Source organism: Burkholderia arboris (assembly GCF_902499125.1).
Lineage (GTDB): Bacteria > Pseudomonadota > Gammaproteobacteria > Burkholderiales > Burkholderiaceae > Burkholderia > Burkholderia arboris.
This window is the reverse complement of sequence record NZ_CABVPX010000003.1, coordinates 249,425-266,952: the sequence shown is the minus strand read 5'-3', so window position 1 is coordinate 266,952 and position 17,528 is coordinate 249,425. Positions and strand designations below refer to the sequence as shown.

Here is a 17,528-nt window from a genome sequence, read left to right as displayed (position 1 = left end):
GGTCGTTCGGTTGACCGCATTTATCCGATATTCCGAACTAGAATTCGAAATATCGAACAACTCTAAGCGAACGGAATCCAAATGGCAAGTTCCTCCCGGTCGCGGCGCACGCCTGCCGACACCGCACCGCAACCGCCGGCCGTCACGCCGCCGCGTGTCGGCGAGCAGATCCAGCGGCTGCGCAACGAGCGCAAGCTGACGCTCGACGACCTGTCGCGCGCGGCCGGCGTATCGAAATCGATGCTCTCCGAGATCGAGCGCGACAAGGCCAACCCGACGATCGCCGTCGCGTGGCGGCTGACGAACGCGCTCGGCATCACGCTCGACGAACTGTTCTCGCAGCCAAAGGCGCCCGAGACGATCCGCGTGGACGGCCCGCACGACATCCCGACGCTCGCCGGCCACGACGGCCGGTACCAGCTGCGCGTATGGGGCCCGATCGACCTCGCCGGCAAGTTCGAGTGGTACGAACTGACACTGCCGGGCGGCGGCGCGCTGGTATCGAACGCACACGAACCCGGCACGCGCGAGCACCTCACCGTGTTGCAGGGCGCGATGGAAATCGAAGCGGCAGCGGCCAGCCGGCGCCTGAAGGTGGGCGACACCGCACGCTACCCGGCCGACGAGCCGCACGCGATCCGCAATCCCGGCAAGGCCGAGGCGCGGGCACTACTGATCGTGATCCATCGCTGACGGCGCGGATAGCCGGCCAAAAGGTCGATTGCAGGCCAGTTGCGGAAAATACTGTATGTTTGTACAGTATACGGACATTCCGCCATGCACGGGCCGGAGCCGGTGCACCGAGGCGCCCGCCCCGGTCGACAGGAGCCTGCAATGACAGAAGAACAAGATTTGGCCGCGCTCAGCTTCAAGGCTGCCGCGCACGATCTCGAGCTGATCGTCCGGCATATCGCCGGGCGCTACATCCGCCAGCGCGTGCCGCTGACGTGGCGCCTGCTGCACGCGATCGAAGCCGAGGCACTCGCCGATCTCGGCTTTGCCAGCCGGCACGAAGCCGGCATGCGTCAACTGTTCGAACGGCCGTCGGACATGACGTTTCCCGAAACGGACGATCCAATCGACTTCGGGCGCTCGAATGCGCTGCCCGCCGTCTTTTCGTTCGCGGTTCTCGCGTATGAAGCCGCGGCAACGTCGCACGACACGGCGCCGCGCGAGCGCGCTCCCCGTCAGTCCAAGGCGTGGGGCGACTGATGGCCAGGCCCCGGCCGCAACGCACGGCGGCCGGTCCAGTCTCCTGCTGCTCGACATGTTGCGGAAAGGGTTACCATATACGCAACTAACGGAATAAACACCATGTCCCCTCCCGCCTCTCCCGACACCGCTGCGCGCCCGGAAGAAAAGGATCTGTTCGACCGCGGCGCATCCGACTGGATCGTGTCGCCCGAAGCCGCGTTCGACGCCTGGCTTGCAATGCAGGACTATCGCCGCTCGTCGGCCGATGTCTATCGCGCGCAATGGGGCGCGTTTCTCGCGTGGATGCGTGCACATCAGAAGAATCTGGCAACGGTCGACACGGCAACCATCGCAAACTTCGTCGGCGAGTTGCCAATCAAGAAAACCCAGCGCATGCGCTATCTGCGACTGATCGAGCGTGTGCTCGACCACATCCGGCGCACCGAATACGCATCGACCAATCCGGCGCGCTTCATTGCTCAGGATGGCGAAGCGAACTGGCGAAAGGCACGCGACAACGAGCCCACCGGTTTTCTCACGCCGGCCGAGCGCGCGACGTTGCTCGCCTATCTGTTTTCACCGATCGGCGTATCGGGGTCCGCTTACTGGAAAGAGCGGCGCGATCGCGCGCTCGTCGCCGCATTTCTCGGCGCCGGCATCAAAACCGGCGAAGCGCGCGCACTCACGATTAGTTGCATCAATACGAGCGGCACGTCGCTGCAGATCGAGTCGACGCATCCGGATTACGCGCGAGAAACCCATCTCGCATCGTTTGCGATCGCGCTGCTCGAAGCATGGCTCACCGAGCGCAAACGCCAGGAGATTCCGGGAGAACTCGTATTCCCCGCATCGCATGCCGGACGGCCGATGCACAAGGCGACGATGCTGCGCGCCATCGACGCGATCGTCGAATCGGCCGGGCTCACATCGTCGCGCACCGCACGCGCGAGCCCGCAGACGCTGCGCAATACCTATGCGGCCGAACTGTTCGAACACGACGTGCCGTCCGAGCGGGTCGGCAAATGGCTCGGCTTCATGCGGCCGGTCTCGTCGAACCGCCTGCATCGCGCATGGAAAAACTGGCGCGACGGACTGGCCGACAACAACGGTGACGCAACGGACAGCGACGAAACTCACTGATCGGGAAATGGCTACTCACGCGAAACGATCCGTGAGTGGCCTTGCGTGGCGCAGCCTCACCGTTTCACAGCTCCCGAAAAACCTCACCTCAAGCGTCCCGGATCGTCTCACCTGTGCGGTGCCGCCGGCCTTCGGGTCAGCTATGGGCAAACCGCGCGACGGCTTCCAACCGGGACGGCCATGCGCCCGAAGCGTGCTCGCACTCGGGGCACGCCACCTCGAAACCCTCGTCACCATGTGACAACTCCGGTTCGCCATCGCAATGCGGGCACTGCGTCGGCGCCGGAATCTCCTGATCGAGCGAGGTGCCGATCGCGGCGTACGCTTCCGCATCCAGTTGCCCGGCATCGGCCAGGCGCCGGATCAACGCAGCGATTTCCGGATTCATGCCTCGGCTCGCACGCAACGAATTCACGTCGCGCGTCGCGCGGTCCAGCTCATCGCTCTGGGTGCGCAGCTGTTCTTCCAGCCGATCCGCGCGGGCTTTGGCCGAGCTCAGTTGCTGCAGGAAATCGAATTCCTTGCGCTGAACGTCGCGCAAACCGCTCTGGTAAGTCGACGCCATGCTGCGCAGCGAGTCCAGCTCGACCAGCATCGGCTTTACGCGGCGTTCGGCTTCGGCCACCGCATCCTTGATTTGTTGCGCGTAGTGTTCGGTACGCTGCTGCAATTCGGCCTGCAGCGCATCGATGCGGTCGCGCAGCGCAGCGTTCTGCGCCTGTTCGGCGTCGATGCGCGTGGCCGCCGCGGCCAGCTCCTTTTCCAGTCGCGCGACTGTGGTGAGCAACGTTGCCTCGCTTGCCGAACCGTGAGTCGTCTGCGACGCGAGCTGCACCTCGAGTTCCGTCACACGGGCCTGCAACTGCTCGTTTCGGGTTTCACCACGAGCGAGCGCGCCTTCGAGCGTTTCCTGGCGGACAGTTGCGTCGCGCAACCGTTGTTCGGCGTCAGCCACATCGGCGCGAACCTGCTCGCGGTCGCCATCGAGGCTGTCCCGCGCCGCTTTCAATGCTTCTTCATACAGTGCGCCGAGTAACGCTCCGGCCTTTTCCTCGACCGCCTTCGGAATGGCTGCACCGTCGAGCCTGATCTTGGACGCGGAACGGATGCGTTCCCAGAAATGGTCGATGTCTTTCGGAATATCGCTGGCACTGCCGGTCTGGGTGAGATCGCGGACGTTGGCGGCCGACGGCCGGATGCCGAGATCGAAGAACAAGCGCTTGCATGCATGCAGCGACAATTCCTGACGCCGGGCGCCGCTGGCACGCAGCGATTCCAGTTCTTCCCGAATGACTTGACGCATTTCGTCCAGGGTCATGACCGTGCTCACAGACATTGAATTGTGGCAATCATAACGAAATACGTATTTCTTGATACTTGTTTCGTGCTGACGTTGTGAATTTACGTCGTTTCGCACAGAAATCGGATCTGTGAGCCTATCTGGTTGACGATGGCTAACGATTCCGTGAAACAAAGCGAAGAAAGTTAGCCAAGTCCTTGTAGCACAAGCATTTTCCTGCGGACCCCGAATTTCGGCATTTGTTTCACATGACAGCGGATCCGGTTGCCTGTGGGTGTTCAGGGGTTGGGGTGTCTGTGGAAAACTCGTGAGCCAATGTCTTGAGAGTATTAGAAGTAAACACCCTTGAACCCTTAGTTAAAAACGTTAACGCCACGGCACAGCCTTATGTAGCAAGGCTTTCCGGGAGCCAAGGTGAAGTTTTACGGGAGCCAAGGTGATCTTCTGCGGGAGCTGAAGTGATGGGGTTCGGGGAGCTGCGTGAGCCGTTGCAGGAAAGGTCGTGAGCGGATTCGGGATCACAGTGAAACACGAGATTTCCCAAAGGTGAGGCTTTTCGGGGCCGCACAGCCACAGAACCCGCGCAGTGCCTGACTGCACAGTTTTCTGCCTGTGCAGACATAGGTGAGAATTTGCGGGACCTGCTTCGCGCCCCGTTTCTGCCCATCTTTTGGGCAGATTTGGCGAAAGGTGAGGTTTCACGGGACTCCACGGGATTTTGCTGTGAGGATTTCCGGGAAACGAACGTTATTTTGCACAGCAAAAGTGCTCTCGGGGGCCTGTGGTGCACCAAAGGTGAGGTTTTTCGGGAGGGAAATCCGGGTTTTCCTGCCCCGATCCCGTTAAGGTGAGGTTTTTCGGGACATGGATCACAGGCTGTGACCTGACCCATTGGTGAGGTTTTTCGGGAACGGTATTTGCTGAAAAAATGGTCACAGGTGAGGCTTTTCGGGACCCTTGACCGGCCAGATTCGCCGAAAAGCCCACCAGGACTGGAAGAAATCTCGTTTTTGCTGTGCCACTCTTTGGCACAGGTGAGATTTTTCGGGGGCTGACATACGGTTGTCGTATGAAGGGTTGAGCCCGAAAGGTGAGGTTTTTCGGGGGATCCCTGCGATGCACAGCCAAATGCCTTTTGTGCATAAGTATCGGAAGGGATTGAGATTTTTGATACCGGAGCGGTTACGGTGAGGTTTTTCGGGAGCCCTTCTTGTGCCCGCTGCTGTGCCGCATTTTTCCTTCAGGGTGAGTGTTTTCGGGAGGCGCCGGCAGTCGATCCCGCGTGTGTCGGGCGTTTGTCGGCATTCGAACGAATGAACATGCTGTGCTCAAGGTGAGCATTTTCGGGACCCGGCGCGATTGGCGCGCTGTACAATGCGCGCCCGGGCCGATCAAACAGGCCCGATCGGGCCGGGCAGGCCGGTTTCGACGGCGCTTTTCCAGGCGCCGGATCCGGATTCGACATTCCGGCGAGCCGTGCCTGTACATGCATACAGGCCGATGCGAGGTGATCGGGAAGGTGCGGCGAGGTGCAATCGCAACCCTGTGCGAAACCCACGGTTGCGCAGTCGCAAAATTACGACAATTCGAAAGGTGAGCCGATACGGGAGCGAAATTCGCACGTGTCGTGCACAGGTGAAATTCTGTGAATCGGCGCATCCCGCGGCACGTCTGGAAGAGTCCGAAACGCTGCAACGGCGGACCGGTGAGCGTTTTCGGGAGCGGTTGGGGTGAGTGCCGTTTTGCCGGTGCGCTTCACCGGCTATGGTGAGCATGTCGTTCTGGACGCACATCACCGCAGGCGCTATCCTTCCGGGAAACTTCACCTCCGACCCGACGTATGGCCACGACGAAGCGCGCCAAGAAAACCGATGTGGATGTGGTGAGTGCCAGTTCAGCCGAATTGCGCAAGGCCGTCGAGGCGATTGCCATTCAGCCGAAAAGCGGCAAGATCACGCTCCTCACTCGCAAGCTGTTCAATGTCCTGCTGGCCGTCGCGCAGCAGGCCGACGACTCGGGCGATACGTATCGCGCGCTGCTGTCGGACATCGTCGCCAACTCCGCTTTCGATTCGAACGACACCGCTCTGGTGAAGGAACACCTGCGCCGCATGGTGTCGGTGCAGGTCGAATGGAGCACGGGAACGTCGAGCCAGAAGCCCGGCCGCAAGTGGGGGATCTCCACACTGATCGCCGACGCGGAAATTCTCGAGGATCCGACGACCCGCCGCGTGTGGGTCGAATTCTCGTTCGCGCCGAAGATCAAGAAGAAGCTGCTCGACCCGGTCCAGTATGCGCGCCTGAGCCTGCAGTTCCAGAGCCAGCTGCGCAGCAGCGCCGGTCTCGCACTGTACGAGATCTGCGTGCGTTACCTGACGAACCCGAGCCACCTGACGATGCGCGAGCCGTGGGAATGGTGGCGGCCGATCCTGTCGGGTACGCCCGACACGGAAGCCGGCGACGAGGCAAAGCGCGAGTACAAGTACTTCAAGCGCGACTACCTGCGCCCCGCGATCGCGGAAGTCAACGCGGTCACCAACATCTTCGTCGAGCTGATCGAGCATCGCGAAGGGCGTCGGGTCGCCGAGATCCAGTTCCGCGTAACCGAACGCAAGCAGCCGATGCTCGCGCTCGATGAACACCCGAACGTGTTCGACAGCACGCTGGTCGACCGGATGGTGAAACTCGGGATCCCGCTGAAGGAAGCGCAGACGCTGTACGCGGACAGCGAGGAAAACCGGATTCGTGCCGCACTGCAGATGACCGAGCAGCGGATGCGCAGCACGACGCTGCCGCCGGTGCGCAGCGCGCCGGCGTTGTTCAAGGATGCGCTGAAGAAGGGTTATGCGCCGCCGGTCGAGTCGGTCGACGCGCTGCCTGCGGGCACGCCGTCCGCGAAGGTCGTGGCCGCCCAGCCGGACGATCTGAAGGCGCGTTTGCTGAGCGAGTTCTCGGCGTTCCGCCGCAAGGAAGCGAAGGTGCTGTACGAAGAGCAGGGCGACGCGGAACGCGAAGTGGCGCGCGAGTCGTTCGAAGCGGAGGCGCTGCCGACGATGGGTTCGCATCTGCGCGACGACTGGCGCAAGCGCGGCCTCGATTCCAAGCTGGCCGAGACGGCATTTTTCGACTGGCTGGCCCAGAAGACCTGGGGCGAGCCGACGGACGGCGATCTGCTGTCGTTCACGCTGAACCAGTCGCGGGCCGCCTGAGGCCCGCTCAGGCCCGCTGACGGGCCGCCGCCGGCCCCGCCCTTCAGTCGGGCGGGCCCGGCGTCTTCACCAGGCCCTGCCGGCCGTTTCCATCACTCCGACAACAGCATCCGCTCGAGCTGCTCGAGGATCGCGTCGCGCTTGTCCTTCGGGAGGCCGCGCAGGCGCAATTCGATGCGATCTTCGCCATACGACTTCAGGTCGCCGACCGACTTGCCGCCGAGCTTGATCTCGAGACGCTGCGCATAGCGCTGGCGGCCTGCTGCCTTCGGCGTCTCTTGCGCCGCGACGCGACCCTTGACGATGTCCGACACCTGGCGCGTGCTGAGATCGTCCGACACGATCTTGTTGATCAGCCGCAGCGTGGCCTCGGTACCGCGCGCGTTGTGATAGCGGCCGACCTGATACGCCATGTTCGAACCGAAGCGATCGGGACGCGCAACCATTTCCTGCATGATCGCTTCCGGCAGCTTGCCGATCGACAGCGCGACGGCCACCGTCGACTCGTCGAGGCCGAGGTGCTCGGAAAGCTCCTTCTGGCTTTGGAAATGCTTGTCGTCGAGGAAGCGACGCCACACGACGGCGTTGTCGAACACCGTCTGCGAATCGCGCTGGACGTTGAGGTCGTAGCCGAGCTTGTAGCTCTGGATACCGATCGGCACATCGATCACGATCGCCTTGACCGCTTCCTTGTTCGCTTCCTTCAGTGCCCGCACGCGACGGCCACCGTCGCTGACGAAATACGTGCCCGGGTTGTCGTAATCCGGAATCACGTGGATCGCTTGCTGCTGCCCCTGCTTCGCGAGGTTGACCGCGAGTTCGGCAATCGACGACTTCAGATAGAAGTGGCGCGGATTGAACGGGCTATGTTTGATCGCCTTCAGCGACAGCTCGATCACCTGCCCCGGCGCATAGCGGTTTTCGAGGCGCCACGCGCGATATTGCTGCGATTCGTCGATCGACGGATCGATCGTGAGTTCTGGCGCCGGCGGCGGTGCGATGTCTTTCTTCGCGGATTTGGTCGGTGCCGCGGCGGGCGTCTCGGATTTGACGATGCCGTCAATCGCGTTGAGCCGATCAAGCGCCGTGCGTTTCTCGCTCGTCGTGATATCCGGGCGCGCTTGGAATCCTTTGGCAAATTGGGAAGGTTTCATGTGACTCCTTTGTGCGCATAAAGTCAGGGCAGCATGGCGACGATTTCGTCGGCACATGCGCGAATTTCGGCAGCGGCCAGCTTGCCGCCGCGATCGTTCATCTGCAGCACGGTCTGACCGAGCGCCATCGCCTGCTTGTACGCCTCCCGCGTCGGGATCTGCGTCTTCAGCAGCGGGAAGCCGAGTTCCTCGAGCGCACGCTTGAGCTCGCGGGTCAGCATGCGCTTCTCTTCGGTCTTGTTCAGCAGGAAGACTGCGCGGAGGTCTTCGTTCATGACTTGCGCCTGCTGGATCAGTTTGACCAGCCCGACGCTCGACCAGTAATCGGCCGGCGACGACGATGTCGGGATCACGGCAATCGATGCGGCCAGCAGGACGACGCCGGAGACTTTCTCGGTGATCGACGGCGGGCAGTCCACGACGATGATGTCGTAGTCGTTGATGAACTTCTTGATCTCGCGATGGATCTGGCCGTCGGCTTCGGCAAGGTTGACGACCGGAAACGGAATGCCGTTTTCGCTGTCGCCCGATGCGCTCGACCAGTGAACCAGCGTGTTTTGACGGTCTGCGTCGATGACGAGGACGCGCTTCCCTTTTTCATGGAACGCGGCGCCGAGGTGCATGGCAATCGTGCTTTTGCCGACGCCACCTTTTTGTTGAGTGACTGCAATGATTTCCGCGGCCAATTTTCACTCCTGTTTTGGTCGTTGGAATTCTACAGGACGATATTTGAATTTCAATGAAATTGTCGTTCAACAACTACGCATTAGCCATTCGGGCTATTGGTTTATGCGCATAAACGAGCCGGCGGAGATCGGTGGCCGGCTTTTGAGGGCGTGGCTGATGCTCGAAGAGGTCGATGGGCTACTCGCTGATTCTGCCTTGACGTGCTGCATCGTCGGGGAGGGCCGATCGTCGCTCACGCGCTGCCCTTCCGCTGGATGGGAGTGGTCTTGTCGGCGAGCGAACGGGTTTGTGCGCATAAACTCTGCGGAGACCGAGAGAGCGGATCTGGGTGCGAGATTGCCAGGCATGCGCGAGCGAGGATCGGGATCTGCACACCGTGGCCAGGTACGCAGGCTCGTGGCGAGTCACTGAACCGACGTGCGCCGGCACAACGCATTGCCCGGAAGCGACGTTTATGCGCATAAACCGGAGGCAATGGATGGCGAGAGTCGAAGGTGCACGGGCCGACGTCGCCTGAATCCGAGGGCAACGATACCGCTACGGGGCGACATACCGATCCAACGAGACCCTCGGTGCGGTGGCACATCGGCATACGGCTGCGCTCAGAATCGTGAGGCATCTCACCCGACGATCGCAGGCTTTATGCGCATAAACCAACCGACTTGCGTCGCGATTATCCGAGCCTCCCTCCACCCAAGGCGGCCGTCACAAGGCATTGGCTCGCGGGTCGCCATCCATCACCTCGAGATAGTGCCCCCCGGCTTTATGCGCATAAACACACCCACGCTTTGAAGTGTGCCCTGTGGCACTCCCCTCTCGCGCTCAAGACGCACTACGTCGCTCGACCGTATAGCGCGTGGCCGAATCCGCGACCGGTCTGGCCTGGCCTGGCCCATCCCACCGGCCGCTCGACACAGACTGGCTACAATACTGGGCTCTACCATCCAGGCCTGAATGATGATCACGATCTACCACAACCCCCGATGCTCGAAGTCGCGCGAGACGCTTGCATTGGTCGAGTCGCTGAATACCACTGGCACGCCGCTGAACGTCGTCGAGTACCTGAAGACGCCGCCGACGGTCGAGGAACTGGAAACGCTGCATCGGCAGCTCGGCCGCCCGGTTCGCGACATGCTGCGCGACGGCGAGGAGCCGTACAAGGCACTCGATCTGGCTCGCGCAGATCTGACCGACGCGGAAGCCTACGCAGCGATCACCGCGCACCCGATTCTTTTGCAACGGCCTATCGTCGTATACCGCGGCAAGGCAGCCATCGGCCGGCCGCCCGAATCGGTGAAGGCGTTGTTCGAATAATTCTTGATGGGTGTATTTTTCTTACAGCATCAGCCCGGCACACGCACCGGCACGCGATGCCGATGCGATCGCCGGGCAGCCCGCCGCTCGCGACGCGAACGGTAGCGGCACAACACGAGCGCCCTAGCGCTCCCCGGACGACGTACCGTCATCGTCCGGCTCCCGCCCTGCCGCCGCTTTCGCGGCCGTCCGCAACAGCGAAATCTGCCCTCGATAGGCTCTGCATCCGCTGCAGGTCGGCAGATGCAAGCGCACCTGTAGTCGCTCGTGCAGCGTCAGATGCCGGTCGAGCGCATCCGACAGCAGTCGCGTGATGTCAGTACATTTCCCCGGCAGCATCTTCGGTCGTCAGTCCTTTTTCGCTCAGGCAGGTTCGCAGGCGCGTGCGCGCCCGATACAGCAGCACGCTGCAATGATTCGTCGTCAGCGTCAATTCGCTGCAGATGTCCGCAATCTCGACATCGAGAAACTCGCGCATCATGAACACGCGTCCGATCTGCTCCGGCAGGTGATCGAGGCAGACCTGGAACAGCGTCCAGAACTGCTGCTGTTGCAATAGCGTTTCGGGCTTCGGCCACGGTCGCGGTTTCGCATGTGCGGCCCAGTGTCCGTTTTCCTTGAACAGTTCGCGATCGAGCACGGATTCGCCGTCGAGCTCGGCGTCGAGCGCGGCCAGGCTGACCGTCCGCTGCCGCGCGCGCAGCACGTCGATCAGTTTGTTGCGCAGGATGCCGAACACCCAGGTCTTGTGGGCCGACAGCCCTGCGAAATCGCCCGCGTGCGACCACGCGGCGGCCAGTGCTTCCTGCACGGCGTCTTCGGCCGCGTCGGCATCGCGGAGCTGGAGCCGCGCGAAGCGCAGCAGGTCGCGCCGCAGTTGCGCGAGATAAACGGGATCGTCGTAGGTGGACGGCATGTCTGGGTTGCAGTGTCTCGAAGCGATCGCGCGGACGTCATGGAGCGGGCGCGTCGCCGTGCGAGCAGCTTACTGGGCGCATCGCCACCCTGCAACGCATGTTCCGTCACGAATTCACGAAACCGGCCGGCGCGCTGCGCTATGCTTGCCGAACCCCGGCTCGCGCGTCGACGGCGCCGCGCGGCAGGCAATCTGTAACGTCAGAACATAACGGTCGAGTTATCCACAATTTCTGTGGAAAACCTTGTGGAAAGTCGGCCGGACGGCCCCGTGGGACGGCTCGCGGGCTGGCTTGCCTATAAACAGACCTTTGTCGCCCATTCGGAAGCAATCGATCCGATTCCTCACTCACTGGAAGGAGAATGCCATGTCCTATCGTATTGCGGTCGTCGTCGGCAGCCTGCGCCGCGCATCGACGAACCGTGCGCTCGCGCACGCCGTGATCTCGCTCGCCCCTGCCGATTTTTCGTTCGAGTTCGTCGAGATCGGCGAACTGCCGCTGTACAGCCAGGACTACGACGCGGATTTCCCGGAAGTCGCCAAGCGCTTCAAGCAGTCGATCGAAGCCGCCGACGCGCTGCTGTTCGTCACGCCCGAGTACAACCGGTCGATCCCGGGCGTGCTGAAGAACGCGCTCGACTGGGGCTCGCGCCCGTGGGGGGCCAACTCGTGGTCGGGCAAGCCGGGTGCGGTACTCGGCACGTCGCCGGGCGCCGCGGGCACCGCGCTCGCGCAGCAGCACCTGCGCAACGTGCTCGCATACCTCGACGTGAAGACGCTCGGCCAGCCCGAGATGTTCGTCAAGCACGACCCGGCGCGCATCGACGATCAAGGCCAGATCGTCAGCGAGGACACCCGCAAGTTCCTGCAGGGCTTCGTCGATCGCTACGCGGGCTGGGTGCGCCTGCTGAAATCGGCCTGATGACGCCGGCCTGATCGGCTCCCCCGCTCACACCGCCGGCGCCGGCCCGCACAACAGCGGGTCACGTGCCGGCGTGCCGTGCGTCGCGCGCTTCGCGGATGCCCAGCAGGATCTCGTCGAGCAGCGCGATGTCGAACGGCTTCGACAGCACGCGGACGTTGACGGTGCGCGTGCGGTCGAGTTCCTCCGCATAACCCGTGACGAGAATCACGGGCAGCTTCCCCGGCCGCTTCTCGACCGCTTCGGCCAGGTCGATGCCGTTCAGGCTGCCCGGCATGTGGATATCCGAAATCACGAGATCGAACGCATCGTTCGCGGCCGCGCCTTCGATCAGGCGCAGCGCATCGTCGGCGGTGGGCGCATAGGTCACGCGGTGACCGAGCAGCGACAGCAGCGCTTCCGTGCCGGCCGCGACTTCGCTGTTGTCCTCGACGAGCAGCACGTGCAGGCCGGCGAGCGCGCCGGTGCCTGCTTCGTGTGCGACGGCCGGCGGCCGCGCGACGACATCCTCGGCGCGCGCGCGCGGCAGGTAGAGGCGCACCGAGGTGCCGGCGCCGACCGCGCTGTCGATCGTCGCGAGGCCGCCCGAGCGTTCGCAGAATGCAAACACCTGCGGCAGGCCGAGCCCCGTTCCCATCCCCTGCGCCTTCGTCGTGAACAGCGGTTCGAACGCGCGCGCGAGCACGTCGGGCGCCATGCCTGAACCCGTGTCGTCGAGCGAGATCTGCACGAAATCGCCGGTCAGCGGAAAGCCGTCCTCGCGGCGCAGTGTCACGTTGCGCGCGCCGACCGTGAAGCGCCCGCCCGTCGCCATCGCGTCGCGCGCGTTGACCGCGAGGTTGATCACGGCGAGCTCGAGCTCCGCGACGTCGACGCGGATCGGCCAGACGCCGGGCTCGATCGCGACGACCAGCGACGACTTCGACCCGAGCGACGTCTTGAGCAATTCGCGGCACGTGCCGACCCATTGCCCGACGTCGATCGTCTCGTTGTGCAGCGGCTGCTTGCGCGCGACGCCGAGGAGCTGGCGCGTGAGCGACTGTCCGTTCTTCAGCGCGCGTTCGATCGCGCCGAGTTCCTTGTCGAGATGCTGGACGCCGCGCCGCCGTGCGATCTGCACGTTGCTCGAGATGATCATCAGCAGGTTGTTGAAGTCGTGTGCGACGCTGCCGACGAGGTTGCCGAGCGCCTGCATCTTGCGCGACTGCCGGTACGCCGACTCGATCGAACGCCGCATCGACGCTTCGGCCTGCCAGCGGTCCCACGCCTCCTCTTCCGCCTTCAGCCGCTTGAGCGACAGCCAGATCACGGACCACAGCGCGACCGACGGCGCGAACATCGAGATGAACAGGACGCTCAGGTGTTCGTACCATTCATGCCAGATTGCCGACGTGCGGTACGCGCACGTCACGTAGACGGGGTAGCTGCCGACCTGGCGGTACGCGACGATCTCGCTGCTCGCGCCATCGTGGCGCACGCGCACGACGCCCGCACGCGCATCGTTGCGCGCGTCGCCGAACGTGACCGAGCGATCGGTGTGCGCGAGCGACGGCGGCGGCGGATACGACGCGATCACCGCGCCGTCCGAACGCGCGAGCGCCATCGTCATCGGTGTGCCCGCGCCGCCGAGCAGGTCGCGGTAGAACGCGTTGAAATACGACGACTTCAGTGCGATCGACACCATTCCGGCGAACGAACCGTCGCTATGGCGCCGTGCGACGCCCGTGTTGAACACCGGAATGTTCTCGAGCTTGAGCGGCCCCATCATCAGCCGCGAGATGTGTTCGATGACCTTGCCGTCGCGGATGCCCGCGAAGTCGTCGCGGTTCGCGATCGACGCATACGGTGCCGGATAGTAGAGGCTGTTGGCGAGCAGCATCCCGCTCGCGCCGAAGATCGACACGGCGGCCACCTGCGGATAGCCGCCGCCGATCGTGTTCAGCGCTTCGTGGATGTCGGATTCCTTGTTGCGCACGGTCGCGTCGTCCATGTCCTGCACGAGGTCGACGATGCGCGCATCGAGCGTCTCGCTCAGGTCGAACACCTTGAGCGCGTGTTCCTCGGCAACTCGCACCGTGCGCATCGTCACGTCGCCCGCGGCGGCCTCGCGCGCCTTCAGGTCGTTGTACGCCATCACCACCACGTAGATGCACGGCAGCACGATCGCCGCGACGAGCAGCACGATCAGCGTCACGCGGCGAACCGCGAAATCGTGCTCGGGTGCGCCGGACGCGTAGCTGCCGTCGTCCTGCCAGTCGTCGGCGGGCGGATGGGCGGGAGCGTGGGAGTCGGCAGGCCGTTCGGACGTCATCGAGGAAAGCGGGTGAGGCAGAGGTGCCTGCCATCATAAACGAGTTGGGGGGGCCCGCCGCGCCGCGCCGGACGTGCGAGATCCTGTCGAATCTGACAGAGGGAAACTGTTAGATTGAAAACGCGACGAATCCGGCAGCGCAAACGTACACAAGGAAAAATTTTGCGTGCTTATCTCGAAAATGATCGGGGCTGTTTTCGGAATGGCGTGGGATCGGACCGATTCTGTTCGAAATGGTGAAAATGGCGAGTTGCATCGCCTCCGGTTTACTCCGAGAATCGCGCCTTGCTTTCCCTATGACAGATATATGCGCCCGCCGGCGATCGCCGCGCGGGCGTCGCGCGCACCTGCGTCGCGACGCCCGCGCACGGCCGCAAGGCGGTTGCCCGCGCCCGAACGCATGGCCCCCTAAAGAAGTGCGCCGCGCGGTCGTTAACGCGAGAGAGACCATTCCGTATACCGCATCGCCCCATGCCTTTGCCGATTGTAATTGCCGACGATTCGCTGCTCGCTCGCAAACTTCTGACAAAGGCGCTGCCGGGAGACTGGGACGTTGACGTCGCGTATGCAGCGAATGGTCGCGAGGCCTTGGCGCTCTATCGTGACGGCAAAGCTTCCGTGATGTTTCTGGACCTGACGATGCCCGACATGAGCGGATATCAGGTCCTGGAAACACTGCGCCACGAAGATCTGAACACGTTCGTGATCGTGGTATCCGCCGATATCCAGCCGCAGGCGCAAGCACGCGTGCGTGAATTGGGCGCGATCGCATTCGTTGCCAAGCCCGTGACGTCGGAGGCATTGCTGCCCATTCTCAAGGAGTATGGGTTGTATGCCTGAATCGGTGTTCACGGCGGAGCAACGCGACGCGTTGCAGGAGATCGCCAACCTTGCAATGGGCCGCGCCGCCGCGCGGCTTGCGTTGTTGCTCGGGCGCTTCATCGAGTTGTCGGTGCCGCGCGTGCGCGTCGTGAAAGCGGCCGACGCGGGCAACGCGCTGCGCGAGATGACGGGCATTCACGACAACGTGACCGCCGTGCGCCAGGGCTTCCGTTCCGACATCAAGGGCGAGGCGATCGTGCTGTGCCGCACGTCGGGCGTCGCGCGGCTCATGTCGGTCGTCGACCGCACGTTCGGCGACGGCGTGTATGGCGGGATGGCGACGCCGGACGAGCTCGTGTTCGACGTCGCGAACGTGCTGATGGGGGCGTGCGTCGCGTCGATCCTCGACGAACTCGGCCGCAAGCCCGTGTTTTTTCCGCCTGGGCTGCTCGGCGCGAACGTGTCGTTCGACGACGTCTTCGAGCCGAACATGCTTGCGTGGAGCGTCGCGTTGCTGCTCGAGGTGAACTTCGGGCTCGAGGACCACACGTTCCGCGCCCACTTCGTGATGCTGATGGCCGAGGATTCGATCCGATTGATGGGCGACGCGCTCGACGCGTTGCTGTCCGCGCTATGACGGCCGCCGCCCCGTCGCTGAGCGACCTCGTGATCGAGCGGGTCGGCTTCGGCCTGTTCGTGCTCGACCGTTCGATGACCGTGCTGATGTGGAATCGCTTCATGCAGGACCACAGCGGCATCCCGGCGGCCGACGTGATCGGCCGCAACCTGTTCGACCGCTTTCCGGACCTGCCGCACGCGTGGCTGTCGCGCAAGCTCGAGAGCGTGTTCCAGCTCGGCAGCTTCGCCTTCAGTTCATGGGAGCAGCGCCCCTACCTGTTCCGCTTCGAGCACGACCGCCCGATTACCGGCGGCGTCGACTACATGCAGCAGGACTGCACGTTCATGCCGCTCACGCGCGGCCGCGACGTCGAGGCCGTGTGCGTGACGATCTCGGACGTCACGCATGTGAGCGTGATGCAGCGCGAGCGCGAGGAAGCGGTCGCGAAGCTGCGCGAACACGCGAATCGCGACGGGCTGACCGGTATCGCGAACCGGCGCTTCTTCGAGGCGCGACTCGGCGACGAATTCGCGCGCTGGCAGCGCTACGGCGGCGACATGTCGGTGCTGCTGTTCGATCTCGACCACTTCAAGACGATCAACGACCGCTTCGGGCATGCGGCCGGCGACGCCGTGCTGCGCGAGACGGCGCGTCGCGTCGCGTCGATCGTGCGCGCGCAGGATACGTTCGGCCGCTTCGGCGGCGAGGAATTCGCGCTGCTGCTGCCGTGCACGAATCTCGACGAGGCGATGCTGGTGGCCGACAAGGTGCGCGATGCGATCGGCAGCCTGCCGGTCGATGCCGAGGGGGTCAGCGTGCCCGTGACGGCGAGCGTCGGCGGCGCGTGCGCGAAGACGGGCGCGCCGACCAGCGACGTGCTCGTCAACGAGGCCGACGCCGCGCTCTATCGCGCGAAGCGGCTCGGGCGCGATCGTTCGGTCGCCTACGCGTAAACCGCGCCCGCTTCGCTCAGCTTTTCGCGATGTCGGCGAGCACGCCGGCCAGCACGGCCGGCTGCGACATGAACGGCGAATGGCTGCTGTCGAGCTGGTGCACGTGGGTCGGGTTGCCGGGCGCGAGCGCGTCGGCTTCGTCGATGAAGCGTTGCTGCAGCGCGGGCAGGATCACGCGATCCTCGAGACACTTGATGTAGTGACGGTCGATCGCACCCCAGCGCGCGGCGGTCGTCGGGATCGCGGTCGCGAACGGCGCGGCCGGCACGTCGCAGGTCATCAGGTTCGCGACGGCGTCGAAGTCGGCCTGCGGCACGTCTTCGTACAACGCGCGCTTCATCGTGTCGCGATACGCGGCATCGCCGCTGCGCGGATCGATGCGCAGCGCACCGGCCACGCGCGGGCTTGCGAGCATCAGCGGGCCGAGCATCTCGCCCTTGTTTTCGGGCGCGCGGACGTAGTCGAGGCCCGGCACGCCCGAGCCCGGCATGAAGGCCGCGAGGTAGACGATCTTCGCGATCTTTTCCGGCGCGCGTTCGGCGGCCGCCGTGATCGCGAGGCCGCCCATGCTGTGCCCGACCAGCACGACCTTGCCGTGGCCGAGCGCGTATGCGTCGTCGACGGCCTGCATCACCTGCGTCGCGTAATCGTCGAGCGTCGTGTTCGCGACCGGCGACGGCTCGGCGCCGAACGCGTCCTTGTCGAGCGGCCGTGCGAGATACGACGCGGGAAAGCGGGCGTTGATGCCGTGCGCGGGCAGGTCGCGCGCGATCGACAGGTGGCCGCGCGCGGCCAGCGCAGCCGCGACGTGCGCGTAGCACCACGCGCCATGCCAGGCGCCGTGCACGAGCACGAAAACGGGATGGCCGGACTGCGGGGGGGCGGTGTCGTTCGTCTCCATGGTGTCCGTATTTTTTCGAGAAAGGTGTCATCTTAGACGAACCCGCCGGTATCCAGACGCGAACGCGCAGCGCGATCGCGTGTCCGG

16 protein-coding genes are annotated in these 17,528 nt (G+C 63.9%); 9 read left to right on the top strand and 7 right to left on the bottom strand.

The features are described from left to right. Positions 1–81: 81 nt before the first annotated feature. The 3 genes from BLA15945_RS05610 to BLA15945_RS05600 all read left to right on the top strand — a co-directional run bounded on the left by BLA15945_RS05610 (position 82) and on the right by BLA15945_RS05600 (position 2,334). Complete coding sequence (locus tag BLA15945_RS05610; protein ID WP_174991722.1) at positions 82–693, top strand: helix-turn-helix domain-containing protein; 612 nt, start codon at positions 82–84, stop codon at positions 691–693. Positions 694–834: 141 nt separating this feature from the next. Then, entirely contained in the window at positions 835–1,212 is a 378-nt protein-coding gene (locus BLA15945_RS05605; protein WP_059238290.1) for a DUF2471 family protein, read from the top strand. A 102-nt stretch (positions 1,213–1,314) separates the two neighbouring features. Beyond that, positions 1,315–2,334 carry a tyrosine-type recombinase/integrase gene (locus BLA15945_RS05600; protein WP_059238292.1) on the top strand — a complete coding sequence of 340 codons (1,020 nt, stop codon included), beginning with the start codon at positions 1,315–1,317 and terminating at the stop codon, positions 2,332–2,334. 136 nt (positions 2,335–2,470) lie between these two features. Here BLA15945_RS05600 and BLA15945_RS05595 read toward each other — a convergent pair whose 3' ends face one another. Then, entirely contained in the window at positions 2,471–3,652 is a 1,182-nt protein-coding gene (locus BLA15945_RS05595; protein WP_174991721.1) for a DNA-binding protein, read from the bottom strand. A gap of 1,822 nt (positions 3,653–5,474) precedes the next feature. Here BLA15945_RS05595 and BLA15945_RS05590 point away from each other — a divergent pair. Then, positions 5,475–6,842 carry a replication initiation protein gene (locus BLA15945_RS05590; RefSeq protein ID WP_059238296.1) on the top strand — a complete coding sequence of 456 codons (1,368 nt, stop codon included), beginning with the start codon at positions 5,475–5,477 and terminating at the stop codon, positions 6,840–6,842. A gap of 92 nt (positions 6,843–6,934) precedes the next feature. Here the strand turns inward: BLA15945_RS05590 and BLA15945_RS05585 are convergent, their stop codons facing one another. Both BLA15945_RS05585 and parA read right to left on the bottom strand, forming a co-directional pair. Beyond that, positions 6,935–7,996, bottom strand: a complete 1,062-nt coding sequence (locus tag BLA15945_RS05585; RefSeq protein WP_059238299.1) for a ParB/RepB/Spo0J family partition protein — start codon at positions 7,994–7,996, stop codon at positions 6,935–6,937. 23 nt (positions 7,997–8,019) lie between these two features. Next, the gene (gene parA, locus BLA15945_RS05580) at positions 8,020–8,682 is read right to left on the bottom strand and encodes a ParA family partition ATPase (RefSeq protein ID WP_059238301.1); all 663 of its coding nucleotides are present in this window, start codon (positions 8,680–8,682) and stop codon (positions 8,020–8,022) included. 958 nt (positions 8,683–9,640) lie between these two features. Between parA and arsC the strand changes: the two genes are divergently transcribed. Then, the gene (gene arsC / locus BLA15945_RS05575) at positions 9,641–9,997 is read left to right on the top strand and encodes an arsenate reductase (glutaredoxin) (RefSeq protein ID WP_059240865.1); all 357 of its coding nucleotides are present in this window, start codon (positions 9,641–9,643) and stop codon (positions 9,995–9,997) included. A 123-nt stretch (positions 9,998–10,120) separates the two neighbouring features. Here the strand turns inward: arsC and BLA15945_RS05570 are convergent, their stop codons facing one another. Continuing rightward, on the bottom strand, positions 10,121–10,336 hold the full coding sequence (locus BLA15945_RS05570; protein WP_081051974.1) for a zf-HC2 domain-containing protein: 216 nt from the start codon (positions 10,334–10,336) through the stop codon (positions 10,121–10,123). After that, the gene (locus BLA15945_RS05565) at positions 10,314–10,913 is read right to left on the bottom strand and encodes an RNA polymerase factor sigma-70 (RefSeq protein WP_174991720.1); all 600 of its coding nucleotides are present in this window, start codon (positions 10,911–10,913) and stop codon (positions 10,314–10,316) included. The genes BLA15945_RS05570 and BLA15945_RS05565 overlap by 23 nt, the downstream gene beginning before the upstream one ends. A gap of 367 nt (positions 10,914–11,280) precedes the next feature. On the opposite strand from BLA15945_RS05565, the gene BLA15945_RS05560 reads away from it, so the two are divergent. Continuing rightward, entirely contained in the window at positions 11,281–11,835 is a 555-nt protein-coding gene (locus BLA15945_RS05560; protein WP_059238305.1) for an NADPH-dependent FMN reductase, read from the top strand. A gap of 61 nt (positions 11,836–11,896) precedes the next feature. Here the strand turns inward: BLA15945_RS05560 and BLA15945_RS05555 are convergent, their stop codons facing one another. Continuing rightward, on the bottom strand, positions 11,897–14,146 hold the full coding sequence (locus tag BLA15945_RS05555; protein WP_174991719.1) for a hybrid sensor histidine kinase/response regulator: 2,250 nt from the start codon (positions 14,144–14,146) through the stop codon (positions 11,897–11,899). Positions 14,147–14,617: 471 nt separating this feature from the next. On the opposite strand from BLA15945_RS05555, the gene BLA15945_RS05550 reads away from it, so the two are divergent. Genes BLA15945_RS05550 through BLA15945_RS05540 form a run of 3 tightly spaced genes read left to right on the top strand, consistent with a single transcriptional unit; the run spans position 14,618 to position 16,540 of the window. Further along, entirely contained in the window at positions 14,618–14,986 is a 369-nt protein-coding gene (locus BLA15945_RS05550; RefSeq protein WP_011548759.1) for a response regulator, read from the top strand. Then, positions 14,979–15,605 (top strand): chemotaxis protein CheC, encoded by a 627-nt coding sequence (locus BLA15945_RS05545; protein ID WP_059238309.1) that lies wholly within the window; start codon positions 14,979–14,981, stop codon positions 15,603–15,605. The genes BLA15945_RS05550 and BLA15945_RS05545 overlap by 8 nt, the downstream gene beginning before the upstream one ends. Next, positions 15,602–16,540, top strand: coding sequence for a GGDEF domain-containing protein (locus tag BLA15945_RS05540; RefSeq protein ID WP_059238311.1), 939 nt, complete (start codon positions 15,602–15,604; stop codon positions 16,538–16,540). Before BLA15945_RS05545 ends, BLA15945_RS05540 begins: the two co-directional genes overlap by 4 nt. 16 nt (positions 16,541–16,556) lie before the next feature. Here the strand turns inward: BLA15945_RS05540 and BLA15945_RS05535 are convergent, their stop codons facing one another. Further along, positions 16,557–17,441, bottom strand: a complete 885-nt coding sequence (locus tag BLA15945_RS05535) for an alpha/beta fold hydrolase (RefSeq protein ID WP_059238313.1) — start codon at positions 17,439–17,441, stop codon at positions 16,557–16,559. Positions 17,442–17,528 lie beyond the last annotated feature (87 nt).